Origin of the sequence: Bradyrhizobium sp. 179 (genome assembly GCF_023073535.1) — a bacterium.
Classification (GTDB): Bacteria; Pseudomonadota; Alphaproteobacteria; order Rhizobiales; family Xanthobacteraceae; genus Bradyrhizobium.
Window position 1 is genome coordinate 69,677 of record NZ_JADPJR010000136.1, and the last position, 18,379, is coordinate 88,055.

Genomic DNA, 18,379 nt, shown 5'->3' on the forward strand with positions numbered 1-18,379 from the left:
CGTCTCGTTGCCGTCTCCGTTCGCTGGCTCCAAGCTGTGGCGCTACGTGAGTCGGGGCATTCATGGAACGGGAGCGGTTGCGGCGCATGTCTGTGGAGGAGCTGTGGCAACTCCATACAGTGGTCAATGACATTCTCGCGTTGAAGCTCTTAGCGAAAAAGGCAGAGCTGGAACGACGGCTTGGGCTGCTTAACCGAGGCGAAAATACCCCATTAACTGGGTATGACCCGGAGGAGTGAGGTCGCCCAGAAGTGTTGCCGCCTACGTGCATGCCCACGCTGACCCATACAGCTCTTGCGTTCGACCACGCTCGAAGACAAACGCCTGTGGCGGGCGCAAGCCAATAGCCGGGGCGCTACTATTGGCGTCACGAATCTCACGCTTCAGCCCGAGCTGTCCGGCGGATGCACGCCCAAAAATTGAGCGGGACGCGGGCAACCCGCGCAATTGCTCCCAAGCGTTGTGCAGCAATTCCTGCAGCTATTGCTCGCAAAATTGCTGCACCGGCGCCTTTTCCTAGGACCTCCGATGTGTCGCATTCACGGCGATCGCAGCCGCTGCGGTTCGGTTCTCGACACCCAGCTTGGAATAGATTTGCTCGAGGTGCTTGTCGACGGTGCGCGGGCTGAGACCCAGAATCTGCGCGATATCGCGGTTAGTCTTACCCTTGGACAGCCACGATAGCACCTCGCCCTCGCGCATCGTCAGCCCGAACTCACTGGAAAATGCGGCCGGCGCGTCAGCGCGGGAATGCTTCTCCAGCCGCAGCAGGAATTCGTTCGGCCCGAGTTTGCCCATAAATTGCAGTCGCAGGTGCTCGTTGCCGGGAAGTGTCGCCACGGCCGCGGCCTTCAAACCGGCGTTGTTTTTTTGCGACTGCTCCAGCCATTGCGGCAGAGGATCGGGCAGCACGACATCGTTGTCGTCGCCAGTCGCAAGCGTGTCCGACAGCAGCTTTTGAGCTTGCGGCGTCGCCCACATCAATTTGCCGATATTGTTCACCGCCAGCAGATAGCGGCCGGAGACGTCGAGGGCGGTGCGGGCGCTCTGGGTCAGGCGCGCATTGGCAAGGTGGACGCGAATTCGCGCAAGCATCTCCTTGACCGCGATCGGCTTTGTCACGTAATCGACGCCGCCAGCCTCCAGGCCGCGGACGATGTGTTCGGTTTCCGCAAGGCCCGTCATGAAGATGATCGGCACGTTGGCAAGGCCGGCGTCGCGCTTCAGGCGTTTGCAGGTCTCGAAACCGTCCATTCCTGGCATGACGGCGTCGAGCAGCACGATGTCCGGCGTGATCTGGTCGACGATCCGGATTGCCGAAGCACCGTCGAGCGCGACCATGACGGTCATGTCGGCACCGTCGAGCGCGTCGGTGAGCAGCCGCAGCGTCTCCGGGGAATCGTCGACGACGAGGGCGACATCGCGCTTTTTGGATTCAATGATCATAGCCGTGCAGGGTCTTTAACGTCGCCATGTATTGATCGAGATCGAAGCGGTCGATCAGCGAGCGCATCTGCGTGACGAAATCGGCGTGCTCGGGATGATCGTTGCCGATTTCATCAAGCTTGACCTGGATGGCGCGGATGTAGCCCAATTGCCCAAGACCGATCAGTTCCTCGACATGCCTGACCGACGGGCGCGAGCCGGTGTCCGGCCGCCAGTTCGGAACGGTGACCTGATCGACCTCGTATTCCCAATCGATCTTGAGCAGCTGGCGAATGGTCTCCAATAGCTTGGGAATGTCGATCGGCTTCATCAGATAGCCATCGTGGAACGGTTGCGCCAGCGGCGCGCCGTGGGCTTCCAGCGCGCTCGCCGACACCATCAGGATGCGAGCCTGGTGATGGCCGGTCTTGCGCAACGTCTCCGCCACCGTCCATCCGTCCATGCCGGCCATCGAGATATCGAGGAGAAACAGATCGGGCCGGCAATGCTGCGCCAGCGCCAGGCAGGCTGGGCCGTCGGGCGCGCTGAGCAGGATGAAGCCGAGCGGCGTCAGCACTTCGCGCAGGAGATCGCGATGGACGGGCTCGTCGTCGGTGATAAGGATAGTCTTGCGCGCGCCGTGATAGCCGGAGACCGGCGCCTCCACTGGCGCGGTGCGCTGCGGATTGGTGACTTCCGACAGCAGCATCTTGACCTTGAACGTACTGCCGGTGCCCACCGTGCTCGTGACCTTGATGTCGCCGCCCATGACGCCGGCGAGCAGCCGGCTGATGGTCAGGCCGAGCCCCGTCCCGGTTTGCGGCTGTGAGACACCGAGTGCGCCGCGTTCGAAAGGCGCGAAGATCCTTTCGAGATCGCCGGCCTGGATGCCGGGACCGGTGTCGATCACCTCGAATTCGGCGACAGGGCTGCGGTAGTGAACCACGAACTGCACACTGCCGGCCTGCGTGAACTTGATCGCGTTGGACAGCAGATTGATCAGCACCTGCCGCAGCCGCTTCTCGTCGGCATAGACCACGATCGGCACATGCGCTGGCCGCCTGAACACGAAGTCGATGCCCTTGGCGGCCGCCTGCAGGCGGAACATGCCGACGAGCTGGTCCAGAAACTCGCTGAGCCGCACCTCGTCGCGCGAGAGATACAGCCGTCCCGCTTCGATCTTGGAGATATCCAGAATGCCGTCAATCAGGCCGGAGAGGTGGTCGGCGCTGCGGCGGACGACGCGGACCTGGTCGCGCGGCTTGGTGTTCAGCGTCGCATCCTGCTCCAGGAGCTGCGCATAGCCGCTGATCGCGTTCAGCGGCGAGCGCAGTTCGTGGCTGAGGCCGACGACATAGCGGCTCTTGGCGAGGTTGGCGGATTCCGCGACCTCCTTGGCGCGCTGGAGCTCGGCGTCGGTGCGCTTGTGCGCGTCGATCTCCTGGATCAGCAGCGTCGTCTGCCGCCGCGTCTCGGCCTCGGCCGCGCGACGACTTTGCTGCGCCAGCACGAACAGCCAGGCCACCACACCGATGATGATGCTGAGCGAGAAGAACACCTTCCAGAGCACGTTGGACACGAGCATGTTCTCGCCCTGCACGCTTGCCGAGGTCTGGAGATAGATCAGCCCCAACACCAGTGCGACGAGACCAGCGGAGACCACGAACACACCGATATAGTGGCCGAACTGCGAGTTGATCCGCTGATAGATCGGCTGCGGAAGGATCTTGCTCAGCGCCTCGGAGAACTGCACCTGCGCGCGCCCGTGCGGCTTGCAGAGATCATGGCAGCGAGCATCCAGGGAGCAGCACAGCGAGCAGATCGGGCCGGCATAAGCGGGACAGGAGGTCGTGTCCTCCGGCTCGAAGCTGTGCTCGCAGATGCAGCACTGGATCGCCTCGACATTGGCCCAACTCTTCTCCGGGTTGCGTGCGATGTAGAATTTTCCGCCGGTGAGCCAGGCGATAACGGGCGCGGTCACGAATGCAACCGTCAGCGCGACGAAGGCCGCCAGCGCCTTCATGGTCGAACCGAACAGGCCGTAGAATGCCGCGATCGAGACGATGATCGCCAGCGTCATCGCGCCGACGCCGACCGGATTGATGTCGTAGAGATGCGCGCGCTTGAACTCCATTTGCGGTGGACGCAGGCCGAGTGGCTTGTTGACCACGAGGTCGGATACCAACGCGCCTACCCAGGCAATCGCGACGTTGGAGTAGAGCGCGAGTGTCTGCTCCAGTGCCTTGTAGACACCGATTTCCATTAGCAGCAGCGCGACCATCACGTTGAACACCAGCCACACGACGCGCCCGGGATGGCTGTGCGTCAGACGCGAGAAGAAGTTCGACCAGGCGATCGAACCGGCATAGGCGTTGGTGACGTTAATCTTGAGCTGCGACAGGATCACGAAGATTCCGGTCAGCGCCAGCGCAAGGTCCGGCTCTGATAACACGTATCGAAATGCGACGAGATACATATGCGCGGGCTCAGCGGCCTCTTCGGGCGGCACACCGTGGCTCAGCGCAAAGAAGGCGAGGAACGAGCCGGCGAGAAGTTTCAGTGCGCCGAGCACGATCCAGCCCGGCCCTGCGCTCATCAGTGCAATCCACCACGACCTCCTGGAGGTCCGTCGATCGCGCGGCAGAAAGCGCAGGAAGTCGACCTGTTCGCCGATCTGCGCCACCAGCGAGAACACCACCGACGATGCCACGCCGAACAGCAACAGATCGAAATGTCCGTTGAGGTCGCCGTGCTCGCCCGAGAACTTGCGCCACTCCGTGAACGAATGGGGGTTGGCCCATGCGATCGCGGCAAAGGGCAGGATGTGCAGGATGACCCAGAGCGGCTGGGTCCAGAGCTGGAAGCGGCTGATCAGCGTGATGCCGTAGGTCACGAGCGGGATAATCGCTATCGCGCTGATGAGGTAGCCGATCGGGCGCGGAATCCCCAAGCACATCTCCAGCGCGGTTGCCAGGATCACCGCCTCGACGGCGAAGAAGATGAAGGTGAAGGAGGCGTAGATCAGTGAGGTAACGGTCGAGCCGATATAGCCGAAGCCGGCACCGCGGGTCAGAAGGTCAATGTCGATGCCGCATTTGGCTGCATAATAGGCAATCGGCACGCCGCAGGAGAAGATGATGGTGGAGACGACGAGGATCGCCGCGGCGGCGTTGGTGACACCGTAATTGAGGGTGATGGTGCCGCCGATTGCTTCGAGCACCAGAAAGGAGATTGCGCCGATCGCGGTGTTGGCGACGCGGGCGGCGGACCAGCGGCGCGCACTCTTGGCGGTGAAGCGCAGCGCGTAGTCTTCCAGCGTCTGGTTGGCGACCCATTGGTTGTACTGGCGCCTGACGCGGTCTATTCGCTGCCGCCCTGCCACTCGAACCCCACTTCTGAACCCGCCGGATCCCCTCGCAAATCCCGTACCAAAAGCCTACGTCGGTATTTTGCGGTGCAGTATACGCGATCTTGCGTATGCTTGCGATGCACAAATTCGAGCCATCCTCACCGGACAAATCGCGCGTTCTCGAACAAAAGTGGGGTGCTCATGTCAGACGAAGCAAACAAGGGCCTGTTGTCGCCGCTCCGGCGCAAACTATTAATGGGAATGGCGGCCGTGCCGGCCATCGCGATGCTGCCACGGGCGTCGTTTGCGCAGGCTCCCTCCACTTCGGCGGTCAACACCACGGGGCTCGCGGTCACCGATACCGAGGTAACGGTCGGCATCCTGCACTCGGCGACCGGCACGATGGCGATCTCCGAGACCGGCTCGATCGAAGCCGAAAAGCTCGCCATCGAGCAGATCAACGCCATGGGCGGCGTGCTCGGGCGCAAGATCAAGTTCATCCAGGAAGACGGCGCCAGCGACTGGCCGACCTTCGCCGAAAAGGCCAAGAAGCTGCTGGTCAACGACAAGGTCGCGGCCATCATGGGCTGCTGGACCTCCGCCTCGCGCAAGGCCGTGCTGCCGGTCATGGAGCAGTATAACGGCATGCTCTACTACCCGACCTTCTACGAAGGCCTCGAGCAATCCAAGAACGTCATCTACACCGGCCAGGAGGCGACCCAACAGATTTTGGCCGGCCTGAACTGGATCGCGAAGGAGAAGGGCGCGAAGTCGTTCTTCTTCATCGGCTCCGACTACATCTGGCCGCGCACCTCGAACAAGATCGCGCGCAAGCACGTCGAGAACGTGCTGAAGGGCAAGGTCGTTGGCGAGGAATATTATCCGCTCGGCAACACCCAGTTCAACTCGGTCATCAACAAGATCAAACTGACCAAGCCCGATGTGATCTTCACCGACGTCGTCGGCGGCTCCAATGTCGCCTTCTACAAGCAGCTCAAGGCGGCCGGTATCGACCTCTCCAAGCAGGCGTTGCTGACGATCTCGGTGACCGAAGACGAAATAGACGGCATCGGCGGCGAGAACATTGCGGGCGCCTATGCTTGCATGAAGTACTTCCAGTCGCTCGACAATCCGAACAACAAGGCTTTCGTGCCCGCGTTTCAGAAGGTATGGGGCGAGAAGACCGTGATCGGAGACGTCACCCAGGCTGCCTATCTCGGCCCGTGGCTGTGGAAGTTGACGGTGGAGAAGGCGGGCTCCTTCGACGTCGACAAGATCGCCGCGGCTTCGCCGGGCGTCGAGTTCAAGGGTGCCCCCGAAGGCTACGTACGCATCCACGAGAACCATCATCTCTGGTCGAAGACCCGGGTGGGACGCGCCAAGCTCGATGGTCAGTTCGAGCTGATCTACGAAACCGCCGATCTCGTCGAGCCGGATCCGTTCCCCAAGGGTTACCAGTAAACCGCAGCGCCAGTCGCGATTTTCCCAACCAAGCCGCTCCCTGGCGTGGATTGCAAGTCCACGCTCAAGACCCCCGCGTCGCGAACCTGCTCGCGACGCGGGACCCTTTCCCCGACGGAGGACATCGATGTTCGGCGACTACTCGCTTGGTGAGCTAGGCTCCATCTTCGTCATGCAGGGTTTTGCAGGACTGATCCTGTTCTCGGTCTACGTCCTGATGGCGCTCGGGCTTGCGATCATCTTCGGCCAGATGGGCGTCATCAACATGGCCCATGGCGAGTTCATGATCCTCGGGGCCTACGTCACCTGGATGACCTCGAATCTCTTCCAGGCCTATTTGCCAAGCCTATTCAGCGGCTACTTCTTCCTCGCGATGATCCTGGCCTTTGTCGCATCCGGCGCGCTGGGCATGCTGGTGGAATTGGTGCTGATACGGCATCTGTACAAGCGGCCGCTCGACACGCTGCTCGCCACTTGGGGCCTCAGCCTGATGCTGCAGCAGGCCTATCGCTCCGTGTTCGGCGCGCGTGAGGTCGGCGTCGAGTTGCCGCAATGGATGCTGGGCTCGTTGCACGTCACCGACAGCATCGAAGTGCCGATCAACGGCGTCTTCGTGATGTGCCTCACCGTGCTGATCACGCTTGGCGCCGCCTATGTCATGTACAAATCGCGCTGGGGCCGCCAGGTCCGCGCCGTCGTGCAGAACCGCATCATGGCCGGCGCGGTCGGAATCAACACCGAGAAGGTCGACCGCTACACCTTTGGGCTCGGCTGCGGCATTGCCGGAATTGCCGGCAGCGCTTTCACCATGATCGGCTCGACCGGGCCGACCTCCGGGCAGCTCTACATCGTCGATACGTTCTTGGTGGTCGTGTTCGGCGGCGCCGCCAGCCTGCTCGGCACCATCGCCTCCGCGTTCTCCATCTCGCAGACGCAATCGACGCTCGAATTTTTCATGTCGGGTTCGATGGCCAAGGTGCTTACGCTGCTCGCCGTCGTCGGCATCCTGATGCTGCGGCCGCAGGGTCTGTTCGCCCTCAAAGTCCGCAAATAACGGAAGCAGGCAAGTCATGATCATCAGCTCACGCTTCTTCAATCGATCCGAGCTCATCGGCTTCATCGCGCTGGCGGCCGTTCTGTTCGTGATCCTGCCGCTGACTTTGGACGTCTTTCGCCTCAACCTGGTCGCGAAATATCTGACCTACGCCTTTGTCGCGATCGGCCTGGTGCTGTGCTGGGGTTATGGCGGCATCCTGAGCCTGGGCCAGGGTGTTTTTTTCGGCCTCGGCGGCTACTGCATGGCAATGTTCCTCAAGCTCGAGGCGTCCAGCGTCGAGAACACGAAAATCCAGTCGACGCCCGGCATTCCGGATTTCATGGACTGGAATCAGATCACCTCGTTGCCGTTGTTCTGGCAGCCATTTCACAGTCTTACGCTCACCATGCTCGCCATCATTCTGGTCCCCGGTCTCTTTGCCCTGATCATCGGCACGGCGATGTTCAAGCGCCGCGTCGGCGGGACCTATTTCGCGATCATCACCCAGGCCGTCGCGGCCATCCTGACCATCCTGATCGTCGGGCAGCAGGGCTACACCGGCGGCATCAACGGCATGACCGACCTGCGAACCCTCAAGGGATGGGACATCCGGCCGGACCATTCCAAGGTCATCCTCTACTTCGTCGAGGTGGTGTTGCTGTTCGTCTGCATCGGCATCGCGCAGTTCATCCGCCTGACCAAGCTCGGCCGCATTCTGGTGGCGATGCGTGAGCAAGAAGACCGCGTCCGCTTCTCCGGCTACAGCGTTGCCAATTTCAAGATCTTCGCCTTCTGCATGGCCGCGATCTTCGCCGCGATCGGCGGTGCCATGTTCGCGCTCAATGTCGGTTTCATGTCGCCGTCCTTTGTCGGCATCGTGCCGTCGATCGAGATGGTGATCTACACCGCGGTCGGCGGGCGGATGTCGATCTTCGGTGCGGTGTGGGGCGCAATTCTGGTGAATTTCGCCAAGACCAGCCTGTCGGAATCCTTCCCGCAACTCTGGCTGTTCGGTCTCGGCGCGCTGTTCATCGCGGTCGTGCTCGCTTTCCCGAACGGCCTGTCCGGACTCTGGGCTGATTACGTGCAGCCGCGCATCGATCGGCTGTTTGCCTCGCGTAAGTCGAAGGCGGGCTGGAACGACAATTCGGTCGCCGACGGCGCGCCGGCAGAGTGAGGAGACCATCATGCTCGTTGGACGTCAGCCCAAGGATTTTCTGCTCGCAGTCTCAGGACTGACCGTCTCGTTCGACGGGTTCAAGGCAGTCAAAGACCTCTCCTTCTACGTCGAGGAAAACGAGATCCGTGTCATCATTGGTCCCAACGGCGCCGGCAAGACCACGGTGCTCGATCTGATCTGCGGCAAGACCAAGGCCACCGAAGGCTCGATCCAGTTTCGTGGCACAGAGCTGACCAAGCTGAAGGAGAACGAGATCGTCAAGGCAGGCGTCGGGCGCAAATTCCAGACGCCGTCGGTGTTCGAGGATCTCACCGTCTTCGAGAACCTCGAGATCTCGTTTCCGCGCGGCCGCACTGTGTTCGGCTCGCTGACCTTCCAGCGCGACCAGCCGGTGAAGGAGCGGGTCGAGCAAGTGGCGGAGATGATCTTCCTCAACGAGAAGCTCAACACTTATGCCTCCGAGCTCAGCCATGGCCAGAAGCAGTGGCTCGAGATCGGCATGCTGCTGATCCAGGAGCCGGATCTTTTGATGCTCGACGAGCCCGTGGCCGGCATGAGCGTCTCCGAGCGTGCCAAGACCGCCGAGCTGCTCAACCGCATCATCAAGAACCGCTCGGTGCTGGTGATCGAGCACGACATGAAGTTCGTCGAGGACATCGCGCACAAGGTCACCGTGCTGCACCAGGGCCAGATCCTCTCCGAGGGCACCATGGAGCGGGTAAAGAACGATCCCAAAGTCATCGAAGTGTACCTCGGCCACTAAGGAGCGCGTTGATGCTGGCAATTTCCGATCTTCACGTCGCCTACGGCCAGAGCGAGGTGTTGCATGGGCTCAACGTCAAGGTCGCGCCCAACGAGATCGTGGCGATCATGGGTCGCAACGGCATGGGCAAGACCACGCTGATGAAGTCGCTGATGGGCATCCTGCCGGCCAGAAGTGGCTCGGTGACGATGGACGGCGCCGAGCTCGGCAGCCTGCCGAGCTACGAGCGGGTCGCCAAGGGCCTCGCCTATGTGCCTCAAGGTCGCATGATTTTCTCGGCAATGACGGTGAAGGAGAACATCGAGACCGGACTCGCCGTCTCCGGCGGAACCGAGGTGCCGGGCGACATCTACGAATTATTCCCTGTGCTCCTGGAGATGAAGGGCCGCCGCGGGGGCAATCTCTCCGGCGGCCAGCAACAGCAGCTCGCGATCGCGCGTGCGCTCGCGACCAAGCCGAAGGTGTTGCTGCTGGACGAGCCGACCGAGGGCATCCAGCCATCCATCATCAAGGACATGGCGCGCACGCTGAAGCGGATCCGCGATGAGCGAGGCTTGTCGATCGTCGTGTCCGAGCAGGTTCTGAGCTTCGCGCTCGATATCGCCGACCGCGTGCTGGTGATCGAGAACGGCGAGATCGTCAGGGACGATCCGCGCGACTCCGTCGATGCCGCGCAAGTGTCGAAATATCTGTCCGTCTAACCAACCGTGTAAAAGGGGAGCATCCCGATGCCAGAGACACTGATCAAGGTCGATCTCACCAAGTCGGCTTACGAAAACGACATGGTGCACAACCGCTGGCACCCCGACATCCCGATCGTGGCCTGGGTCAATCCTGGCGACGATTTCATCATCGAGACCTATGACTGGACCGGCGGCTTCATCAAGAACAACGATTCCGCTGATGATGTGCGTGACATCGATTTGTCGATCGTGCACTTTCTGTCGGGGCCGATCGGCGTCAAGGGCGCCGAGCCCGGCGACCTCCTCGTCGTCGACCTACTCGATGTCGGTCCGCTCAAGGAAAGCCTGTGGGGCTTCAACGGCTTCTTCTCCAAGCAAAACGGCGGCGGCTTCCTCACGGATCATTTTCCGATAGCACAGAAGTCGATCTGGGACATCAAGGGTCTCTACACCTCGTCGCGTCACGTGCCCGGCGTCAATTTCGCGGGCCTGATCCATCCCGGCCTGATCGGCTGTCTGCCCGATCCGAAGATGCTGGACACCTGGAACAAGCGCGAGGCCGAGCTGATCTCGACCAATCCGACCCGCGTGCCTGGTTTGGCCAATCCGCCGTTTGCGCCGACCGCCCATGGCGGTCGCGCCAAGGGCGAGGTCAAAGACAAGATCGGCGCAGAGGGTGCGCGCACGGTGCCGCCGCGTGAGCATGGCGGCAATTGCGACATCAAGGATCTCTCCCGCGGCTCGAAGATCTATTTCCCGGTCTATGTGCCCGGCGCCGGTCTCTCGATGGGCGATCTGCACTTCAGCCAGGGTGACGGCGAGATCACCTTCTGCGGCGCGATTGAGATGGCCGGCTGGCTGCACCTGAAGGTCGAGGTGATCAAGGACGGCATGGCGAAATACGGCATCAAGAACCCGATCTTCAAGCCATCGCCGATCACGCCGAACTACAAGGACTATCTGATCTTCGAAGGTATCTCGGTCGATGAGGCCGGCAAGCAGCACTATCTCGACGTCCATATCGCCTATCGCCAGGCCTGCCTCAACGCCATCGAGTACCTGAAGAAGTTCGGCTATTCCGGTGCTCAGGCCTATTCGATCCTCGGCACTGCGCCGTGCCAGGGCCACATCTCCGGCGTGGTCGACGTCCCCAATGCCTGCGCCACGCTGTGGCTGCCGACGGAAATCTTCGACTTCGACGTCATGCCGTCGTCGGCGGGACCGATCAAGCACATCAAGGGCGATATTCAGATGCCGATATCGCCGGACAAGTAGCCTCTCTCCCTCTCCCCGTTCTTACGGCGAGAGGCTCAGGGTGAGGGGCCGTCTCCGCACATACGATCACCAAATGCGTCGAGGTCAAAGATGCCGATGTACGAATATCTCTGTGACGGCTGCGGACCCTTCAAGGATCTCCGACCGATGGCGGAATGCGACCATCCGCAGCCCTGTCCGCAATGTGAAGACATGGCGCAGCGCGTGATCCTCACCGCGCCGAACTTCTTCTGCATGCCGGCGGAGAAGCGAAAGGCCCATGCGGTCAACGAACGCAGCACGTATGCGCCGCAGACGGTGGCGCAATACAAGGCCTCGCACGGGCCCGGCTGCGGCTGTTGCTCGACGGGCAAGACGAAACCGGTGCGCCTGATGACCAGGAGCAAGAGCGGCGCGAAGGGTTTTCCTACCGCGCGTCCCTGGATGATCAGCCACTGACATCAACGCCGCCGCTTCAGCGGCGTCTCATTTTCAACCAGAGCAGAAGGCAATACCAATGCTTCACGGTGACATCTCCAGCAGCAACGACACGGTCGGCGTCGCAGTCGTCAATTACAAGATGCCGCGCCTGCACACCAAGGCGGAGGTGCTCGACAACGCGCGCAAGATTGCCGACATGGTGGTGGGCACGAAGGTGGGCCTGCCGGGCATGGATCTGGTGATCTTCCCGGAATACTCCACCCACGGCATCATGTATGACTCCAAGGAGATGTACGAGACCGCGTCGATCGTGCCGGGCGAGGAAACCGCGATCTTTGCCGAAGCCTGTCGCAAGGCGAAAGTGTGGGGCGTGTTCTCGCTCACCGGCGAGCGTCACGAGCAGCATCCTCGCAAGGCGCCCTACAACTCCTTGATTTTGATGAATGATAGGGGTGAGATTATGCAGAAATACCGCAAGATCATGCCGTGGGTGCCGATCGAAGGCTGGTATCCCGGCAATTGCACCTATGTCTCCGACGGCCCGAAAGGTCTCAAGGTCAGCCTGATCATCTGCGACGATGGCAACTATCCGGAAATCTGGCGTGACTGCGCCATGAAGGGCGCCGAACTGATCGTGCGCTGCCAGGGCTACATGTACCCGGCCAAGGAACAGCAGGTGCTGATCTCCAAGGCGATGGCCTGGGCCAACAATGTCTATGTTGCGGTCGCCAATGCCGCGGGCTTTGACGGCGTTTATTCCTATTTCGGCCACTCTGCGATCATCGGCTTCGATGGCCGCACGCTCGGCGAAACCGGCGAGGAGGAATATGGCATCCAATACGCGGCGCTGTCGAAGCATCTGATTCGTGATGCCCGCCGCAACAACCAATCGCAGAACCACCTCTACAAGCTCGTACATCGCGGCTATATCGGCATGATCAACTCCGGCGAAAGCGCAAAGGGTCTCGCGGCCTGTCCTTACGACTTCTATTCGAAATGGACCGCCGATCCCGAAGGCACGCGTGACATGGTCGAGGCGATGACCCGTGGGACCGCGGGCACCGCCGAATGCCCAATCAATGGGATCCCGAATGAGAGGTCGGCAACCAACTACTAGCGCACTAGGCGACAGCACTGGGGCAGAGCGTGGGCGAGCTGCAAGCGCGCGCACCTTCTTATTGCGCCAGGCTGCGTGGGTATTCGGACTCGCCGCACGAAAGGGTTATTGTAACCCCAAATTGGATCTGGTGCTCTTTGCGCTGGCTGGACCTAGCTCAAACTTGCCGATGATCGAGCGAGAGCTCAAGTGTTTCAGTGGTTAGGAGGCGGCGTGTGCACCGCGTGTGCACCGAGAGATCAAGAAAAATCTATGCTCAGGAAGCTTGAAACGGTCGCACTGGTCCAGTCACTTCTCTGCGGATCCAGCGCGTCGCATGATTTCAGCAGCAGCCTGTTCCTGCTGTGTTCAACCTCAGTCATCTTGAGCGCGTTGTCCAAGCACTACGTAGCAGCGGCTGCAGTCGATCCGCCCACGCCGCGGGGCTACGGAACTGCGTGCCGCACGTCAAAAAAGTATCAGTTCAGCATTGAAATGGTGGTGGCGTGCCTAGGTACGGGTCGCTACTCTCCGCGCGAGAGGAAGCGCTGAACAAGATTCAGCGATAAGGAACAGGGGCGGAAAACTGTAAACCGCACCGGCCTGAAGGGAGCGGATATGGAACCGGACCTGGAAGTCGTCCAGATACGGCGCGGCGAGTCGTTCAAGGCGTGGTCGCACGGCTATCCATTCCACACGGTCCGCTGGCATTTCCATCCCGAATACGAGCTCCATCAGGTTGTGACCACCAGCGGTCGCTATTTCGTTGGCGACTTTATCGGCGAGTTCGAGCCGGGCAATCTCGTGCTCACCGGCCCCAACCTGCCGCACAATTGGGTAAGCGATCTGCCGGCGGGGAGCACCATTCCTCTTCGCGGACGCATCCTTCAGTTCAGCGAACAATTCATCGGTGACATGATGAAGGTCATGCCCGAGCTGTCGGGCCTCGCCACGCTGCTGGAATTCGCCCGCCGTGGCGCGCTCTTCAGCCGCAGCATCAGCGACAAGATCGCCCCGCTCATGGAGGAGATCGTGGCGGCGAACGGCGTGCGCCGGATCGAGCTGTTCCTGATGATCTTGGGCACGCTCAGCCGCGCCCGAAATGCGCGTCCGCTTTCCAGCCCGAAATATCTGCCCGACCCGTCTGGATACATGTCCGCGGGCATGAACAAGGCACTCGCCTTCATCCGGCAGAACCTGACGCAGCCTTTCGGTGAATCTGAGCTCGCGGCTATCGCTGGCCAGTCGCAGAGCGCGTTTTCGCGCTCCTTCCGCCGGCACACCGGCATGTCACTGGTGCAATACGTCAAGCGTCTTCGCATCAATCTTGCCTGTCAGATACTGATGAGCGACGAGCACGCGTCCATCACCGACATCTGCTTCGAAGTCGGCTTCAACAATCTCTCCAATTTCAACCGACAGTTCTTGGCCGAGAAAGGAATGCCGCCTTCGCGCTTCAGGCGATTGTTGGCGCAGAACATCAACGCGGCACGTGCTGCATAGCCGGTAAAGGAGAAAAAGGGGAGGAGGTTCACTACGGCAAGAGCGACGCGGACACGCCGATGGCGGTCTGCGATTGGAGACGGTTGTCCAAATTTTTGGTGGCTTCAGTGCATCGGCACCCATCGCCGCCGGTCATGGAGCAGCGAAGGCGTGTCTTCGATGGATCAACGAGAGCAGTCTAACATTCAGTTCCGGAAAGGAAAGTACGAATGAAAAAGTTGTCGCCGAAATATTGCACGATCGCATTGGCCGTGTCGCTGCTGGGCACGACAGCCACGTTCTCGCAGGCCGCGGAGGTGAAGGACGCGACGGTGGCCTTCCTGATGCCCGACCAGGCCTCCACCCGCTACGAACAGCACGACTATCCGGGCTTCGCGGCCGAGATGAAGAAACTCTGCGCCAGTTGCAAGGTGATCTACCAGAACGCCAGTGCAGATGCCGCGCGGCAGCAGCAGCAGTTCAACTCGGCAATCTCGCAGGGCGCCAAGGTGATCGTGCTCGACCCCGTCGATTCGACGGCCGCAGCCTCCCTGGTCAAGATGGCACAATCGCAGGGCATCAAGGTCATCGCCTATGACCGGCCGGTCCCCGATGCCAAGGTCGATTTTTACGTGTCCTTCGACAATGAAGCCATCGGCAAGGCCATCTCCGAATCGCTGGTCAAGCATCTGAAAGCCGCCAACGTCACGGCGAAGGAGGGTGAAGGCGTGCTCGAAATCAACGGGTCGCCGACCGATGCCGCCGCGGGACTCATCAAGAAGGGCATCCATGAGGGTCTTGATAAGAGCGGCTATCCCATTCTCGCCGAATACGACACGCCGGACTGGGCGCCGCCCAAGGCGCAGCAATGGGCGAGCGGCCAGATCACCCGCTTTGGCAAGAAGATCCTCGGCGTGGTGGCCGCCAATGACGGCACGGGTGGTGGCGCAATTGCCGCTTTCAAGGCCGCCGGTGTCGATCCGGTGCCGCCGGTGACGGGCAACGACGCGACCATCGCCGCGCTTCAGCTCATCATCGCCGGCGATCAGTACAACACGATTTCCAAACCCAGCGAGATTGTGGCCGCTGCGGCTGCCCAATCGGCGGTGAAATTCCTGTCCGGCGAGACGCCCAAGGCGGAAACCACGCTGTTCAATGCGCCATCGAAGCTGTTCGTGCCGGCGGTCGTCACTCAAGAAAACCTGAAGGCGGAGATCATCGATAAGAAAATCCAGACGGCCGATCAGCTCTGCACGGGCCGATATGCCGCCGGCTGCAAGAAGCTCGGCATAACACCGTAGCTGCGTTTGTCCCGGCCGCTTCCGGCGGCCGGGACGAACGACGAGAGAAGAGACTTGGAAATGACCACGATCTCGAATGTCGACCACCCGCAGGGCGGACCGCGCAGGCCGGTTCTGAGTCTTCGCGGAATTTCCAAGCATTTCGGTGCCGTTTCCGCTCTCACTGATGTCGATCTCGACGTGCATGCCGGCGAGGTCGTCGCGCTCGTGGGCGATAACGGCGCTGGAAAGTCCACGCTGGTGAAGATCCTCGCCGGCGTGCATCAGCCCACCGCCGGAACGATCGCCTTCGACGGCGAAGATGTCGTCCTGGCCGATCCCGCCGCGGCGCTCCGCCTCGGCATAGCCACCGTTTTCCAGGACTTGGCGCTCTGCGAGAATCTCGACGTGGTCGCCAACATCTTCCTCGGCCGTGAGCTCAATCCAATGCGGCTCGATGAGGTCTCCATGGAGCTTCGCGCCTGGACCTTGCTCAACGAGCTGTCGGCGCGGATCCCGAGCGTGCGCGAGCCCGTTGCTTCGCTCTCCGGCGGACAGCGCCAAACTGTGGCGATCGCACGCTCGCTGCTGACGGAGCCGAAGCTCATCCTGCTTGATGAGCCGACCGCAGCACTTGGCGTCGCCCAGACCGCCGAGGTGCTCGACCTTGTCGAGCGCGTCCGCGCCCGCGGCCTCGGTGTCATCATGATCAGCCATAACATGGAGGACGTACGCGCCGTGGCCGACCGGATCCTGGTATTGCGTCTCGGCCGCAACAACGGTGAATTCGGACCGGACGCTTCCAATCAGGATCTCGTCACTGCGATTACCGGTGCGGATGAGAACTCCGTCTCGCGGCGCGCCGGCCGGCGTCGCGCCCATCAGCCGGCGGAGCAGCAGCGATGACCAGCGACACGCAACAGGTCTCGACGGCGCGCCCGCTCGACCGGAGCGACGAGCGACTCAAGCACGCGGATACGCTCGGGAGCATCGTCAGCGCTTTCGTGGACCGCGTGCGATCGGGCGACCTGGGTTCGCTGCCGGTGGTCGTCGGACTCATCGTCATCTGCACGGTCTTCGAGAGCCTCAACCCCGTTTTTCTGGAGCCGAACAATCTGGTCAATTTGCTGTTCGATTGCTCGACGGTGGGCGTCATCTCGCTGGGCATCGTCTGCATCCTGATGGTCGGCGAAATTGACCTTTCGGTTGGCTCGGTGAGCGGGTTCGCTTCGGCGCTTATTGGCGTGCTTTGGGTCGGTCAGGATTGGCCGGTCGCCGTGGCGATCGTCACGGCGTTGGTAATGGGCGCTGGCATCGGCGCGCTCTACGCATTTCTGTTCAATCGCCTCGGGATGCCGAGTTTCGTGTCGACGCTGGCAGGCCTGCTGGCCTGGCTCGGGCTCCAGCTGTATCTGCTCGGTTCTTCGGGCTCGATCAATCTTCCTTACGGATCGCCGCTGGTCGATTTCGGGCAGATGCTTGTCATGCCGCCGATCGTGTCCTACGCGCTGGCGGCGGTCGCGAGTCTCGTCATGTTCGTGACCGGTTATCGCACGGCAGTCCGCCGTCGGCAGGCAGGACTGTCGGCGAGTTCGCCTGGCCGCATGGTGCTGAAGGCGCTGCTGGTTACTGTCGTGCTCGAATTCATCGTCTACTATCTCAATCTCGGGCGCGGCGTGCCGTGGATGTTCGGTCTGTTCGTCGGCTTGTGCGTGGTCATGAACTACGCGTTGACGCGGACCAAATGGGGTCGCTCGATGTCTGCGGTCGGCGGCAATCGCGAGGCAGCCCGCCGGGCCGGCATCAACGTTCGCCGGGTCTATTTGACTGCCTTCATGCTGTGCTCCACGCTGGCAGCCGCTGGCGGCATTCTTGCCGCGGCGCGCCTGGCGTCGTCCAGCCAACAGGCCGGCACCGGAGACGTCAACCTCAATGCAATCGCAGCCGCTGTCATCGGCGGCACGAGCCTTTTTGGCGGCCGTGGCAGCGCCTATTCTGCGCTCCTCGGCATCATCGTCATCCAGTCCATCGCGAGCGGGCTCACACTGCTCGATCTCTCCTCGTCGCTCCGGTACATGATCACGGGCGGGGTACTTGCCGTAGCAGTCGTCGTCGATTCGCTGGCACGGCGCTCGCGCCTGTCCCATGGCCGGGCTTGAATAACTCTCACAAGAAGGACAAGCCGTGGCCCAGGAACTAGCAGGAAAGGTTGCCGCGATCACCGGCGCCGCATCGGGCATCGGTCTCGAATGCGCCAGAACATTGATCGGGGCTGGCGCGCGGGTGGTGCTGATCGATCGGGCGGAGGAGGCGCTGAGCAGCGCCTGCGCCGAGTTGGGCGACCAGGCGATCCCGTTGCGTATCGATCTGACCGATCCTCAGAGCATGAAGGCCATGATGCCGCAGGTGTTGGAGAAAGCGGACCGGCTGGACATCTTCCATGCCAACGCAGGCGCCTATGTTGGCGGCGAGGTGCTTGGCGGCGATCCCGACGCCTGGGACCGCATGCTCAATTTGAACATCAATGCGCTGTTCCGGTCGGTCCATGCGGTGCTGCCGCACATGGTCGAGCGCAGGAGCGGCGACATCATCGTCACCAGTTCGATCGCCGGTCTCGTCCCCGTCGTTTGGGAGCCGATCTACACGGCGTCCAAGCACGCGGTGCAGGCTTTCGTGCATACGCTGCGCCGCCAGGTCGCCAAACACGGCTTGCGCGTCGGCGCCGTTGCGCCCGGTCCAGTCGTGACCGCGCTGATCAAGGACTGGCCCAAGGCGAAGATCGAGGAGGAAATGGCGGCCGGGGGCTTGATGCAGCCGGTGGAAGTCGCGCAGGCGGTGCTTTTTATGCTGACCCGTCCGAGAAACGTCACCATCCGCGACCTCGTCATTCTGCCGCAGAGCAACGATCTGTAGCATTCTCCGACCGGCG

Annotated in this window: 15 protein-coding genes; 13 read left to right on the forward strand and 2 right to left on the reverse strand. The window is 61.6% G+C overall.

What is annotated here, in order from left to right; genetic code table 11:
- Nucleotides 1-516: 516 nt before the first annotated feature.
- Nucleotides 517-1,446: a response regulator gene (locus IVB12_RS31370; protein ID WP_247305097.1), complete on the reverse strand. Its 930-nt coding sequence runs from the start codon at nucleotides 1,444-1,446 to the stop codon at nucleotides 517-519.
- A complete protein-coding gene (locus IVB12_RS31375; RefSeq protein ID WP_247305100.1) occupies nucleotides 1,436-4,807 on the reverse strand; it encodes an ATP-binding protein in 3,372 nt (1,123 codons plus the stop codon). Before IVB12_RS31375 ends, IVB12_RS31370 begins: the two co-directional genes overlap by 11 nt.
- A 168-nt stretch (nucleotides 4,808-4,975) precedes the next feature.
- Between IVB12_RS31375 and urtA the strand changes: the two genes are divergently transcribed.
- The 13 genes from urtA (at nucleotide 4,976) to IVB12_RS31440 (ending at nucleotide 18,363) form a co-directional block, all read left to right on the forward strand.
- Entirely contained in the window at nucleotides 4,976-6,235 is a 1,260-nt protein-coding gene (urtA, locus tag IVB12_RS31380; RefSeq protein ID WP_247305102.1) for an urea ABC transporter substrate-binding protein, read from the forward strand.
- A 127-nt stretch (nucleotides 6,236-6,362) separates the two neighbouring features.
- Nucleotides 6,363-7,289 (forward strand): urea ABC transporter permease subunit UrtB, encoded by a 927-nt coding sequence (urtB, locus tag IVB12_RS31385; RefSeq protein WP_247305107.1) that lies wholly within the window; start codon nucleotides 6,363-6,365, stop codon nucleotides 7,287-7,289.
- A 16-nt stretch (nucleotides 7,290-7,305) separates the two neighbouring features.
- The gene (gene urtC, locus IVB12_RS31390) at nucleotides 7,306-8,448 is read left to right on the forward strand and encodes an urea ABC transporter permease subunit UrtC (protein WP_247305109.1); all 1,143 of its coding nucleotides are present in this window, start codon (nucleotides 7,306-7,308) and stop codon (nucleotides 8,446-8,448) included.
- A gap of 10 nt (nucleotides 8,449-8,458) precedes the next feature.
- Entirely contained in the window at nucleotides 8,459-9,214 is a 756-nt protein-coding gene (gene urtD / locus IVB12_RS31395; protein ID WP_247305112.1) for an urea ABC transporter ATP-binding protein UrtD, read from the forward strand.
- 11 nt (nucleotides 9,215-9,225) lie between these two features.
- Nucleotides 9,226-9,915 (forward strand): urea ABC transporter ATP-binding subunit UrtE, encoded by a 690-nt coding sequence (gene urtE, locus IVB12_RS31400; RefSeq protein ID WP_247305114.1) that lies wholly within the window; start codon nucleotides 9,226-9,228, stop codon nucleotides 9,913-9,915.
- 27 nt (nucleotides 9,916-9,942) lie between these two features.
- Nucleotides 9,943-11,172, forward strand: coding sequence for a formamidase (gene fmdA, locus IVB12_RS31405; protein ID WP_247305117.1), 1,230 nt, complete (start codon nucleotides 9,943-9,945; stop codon nucleotides 11,170-11,172).
- A 90-nt stretch (nucleotides 11,173-11,262) separates the two neighbouring features.
- Nucleotides 11,263-11,610, forward strand: coding sequence for an FmdB family zinc ribbon protein (locus tag IVB12_RS31410; protein ID WP_247305121.1), 348 nt, complete (start codon nucleotides 11,263-11,265; stop codon nucleotides 11,608-11,610).
- A gap of 58 nt (nucleotides 11,611-11,668) precedes the next feature.
- The gene (locus IVB12_RS31415; protein ID WP_247305125.1) at nucleotides 11,669-12,709 is read left to right on the forward strand and encodes an aliphatic amidase; all 1,041 of its coding nucleotides are present in this window, start codon (nucleotides 11,669-11,671) and stop codon (nucleotides 12,707-12,709) included.
- 597 nt (nucleotides 12,710-13,306) lie between these two features.
- Entirely contained in the window at nucleotides 13,307-14,191 is an 885-nt protein-coding gene (locus tag IVB12_RS31420) for an AraC family transcriptional regulator (RefSeq protein WP_247305128.1), read from the forward strand.
- A gap of 209 nt (nucleotides 14,192-14,400) precedes the next feature.
- Nucleotides 14,401-15,471: a sugar ABC transporter substrate-binding protein gene (locus IVB12_RS31425; RefSeq protein WP_247305131.1), complete on the forward strand. Its 1,071-nt coding sequence runs from the start codon at nucleotides 14,401-14,403 to the stop codon at nucleotides 15,469-15,471.
- Between the two features lie 60 nt (nucleotides 15,472-15,531).
- Nucleotides 15,532-16,356, forward strand: coding sequence for an ATP-binding cassette domain-containing protein (locus tag IVB12_RS31430; protein ID WP_247305134.1), 825 nt, complete (start codon nucleotides 15,532-15,534; stop codon nucleotides 16,354-16,356).
- Nucleotides 16,353-17,609 (forward strand): sugar ABC transporter permease, encoded by a 1,257-nt coding sequence (locus IVB12_RS31435; RefSeq protein ID WP_247305138.1) that lies wholly within the window; start codon nucleotides 16,353-16,355, stop codon nucleotides 17,607-17,609. Before IVB12_RS31430 ends, IVB12_RS31435 begins: the two co-directional genes overlap by 4 nt.
- Nucleotides 17,610-17,634: 25 nt before the next feature.
- Nucleotides 17,635-18,363 carry an SDR family oxidoreductase gene (locus IVB12_RS31440; RefSeq protein WP_247305141.1) on the forward strand — a complete coding sequence of 243 codons (729 nt, stop codon included), beginning with the start codon at nucleotides 17,635-17,637 and terminating at the stop codon, nucleotides 18,361-18,363.
- The last annotated feature ends 16 nt before the right edge of the window (nucleotides 18,364-18,379 follow it).

What these genes read in the sequence shown, in the direction of transcription:
- IVB12_RS31370 (WP_247305097.1), bottom strand. Translation starts at nt 1,446, where the DNA reads ATGATCATTGAATCCAAAAAGCGCGATGTCGCCCTCGTCGTCGACGAT.
- urtA (WP_247305102.1), top strand. Translation starts at nt 4,976, where the DNA reads ATGTCAGACGAAGCAAACAAGGGCCTGTTGTCGCCGCTCCGGCGCAAA.
- urtB (WP_247305107.1), top strand. Translation starts at nt 6,363, where the DNA reads ATGTTCGGCGACTACTCGCTTGGTGAGCTAGGCTCCATCTTCGTCATG.
- urtC (WP_247305109.1), top strand. Translation starts at nt 7,306, where the DNA reads ATGATCATCAGCTCACGCTTCTTCAATCGATCCGAGCTCATCGGCTTC.
- urtD (WP_247305112.1), top strand. Translation starts at nt 8,459, where the DNA reads ATGCTCGTTGGACGTCAGCCCAAGGATTTTCTGCTCGCAGTCTCAGGA.
- urtE (WP_247305114.1), top strand. Translation starts at nt 9,226, where the DNA reads ATGCTGGCAATTTCCGATCTTCACGTCGCCTACGGCCAGAGCGAGGTG.
- fmdA (WP_247305117.1), top strand. Translation starts at nt 9,943, where the DNA reads ATGCCAGAGACACTGATCAAGGTCGATCTCACCAAGTCGGCTTACGAA.
- IVB12_RS31410 (WP_247305121.1), top strand. Translation starts at nt 11,263, where the DNA reads ATGCCGATGTACGAATATCTCTGTGACGGCTGCGGACCCTTCAAGGAT.
- IVB12_RS31415 (WP_247305125.1), top strand. Translation starts at nt 11,669, where the DNA reads ATGCTTCACGGTGACATCTCCAGCAGCAACGACACGGTCGGCGTCGCA.
- IVB12_RS31420 (WP_247305128.1), top strand. Translation starts at nt 13,307, where the DNA reads ATGGAACCGGACCTGGAAGTCGTCCAGATACGGCGCGGCGAGTCGTTC.
- IVB12_RS31425 (WP_247305131.1), top strand. Translation starts at nt 14,401, where the DNA reads ATGAAAAAGTTGTCGCCGAAATATTGCACGATCGCATTGGCCGTGTCG.
- IVB12_RS31430 (WP_247305134.1), top strand. Translation starts at nt 15,532, where the DNA reads ATGACCACGATCTCGAATGTCGACCACCCGCAGGGCGGACCGCGCAGG.
- IVB12_RS31435 (WP_247305138.1), top strand. Translation starts at nt 16,353, where the DNA reads ATGACCAGCGACACGCAACAGGTCTCGACGGCGCGCCCGCTCGACCGG.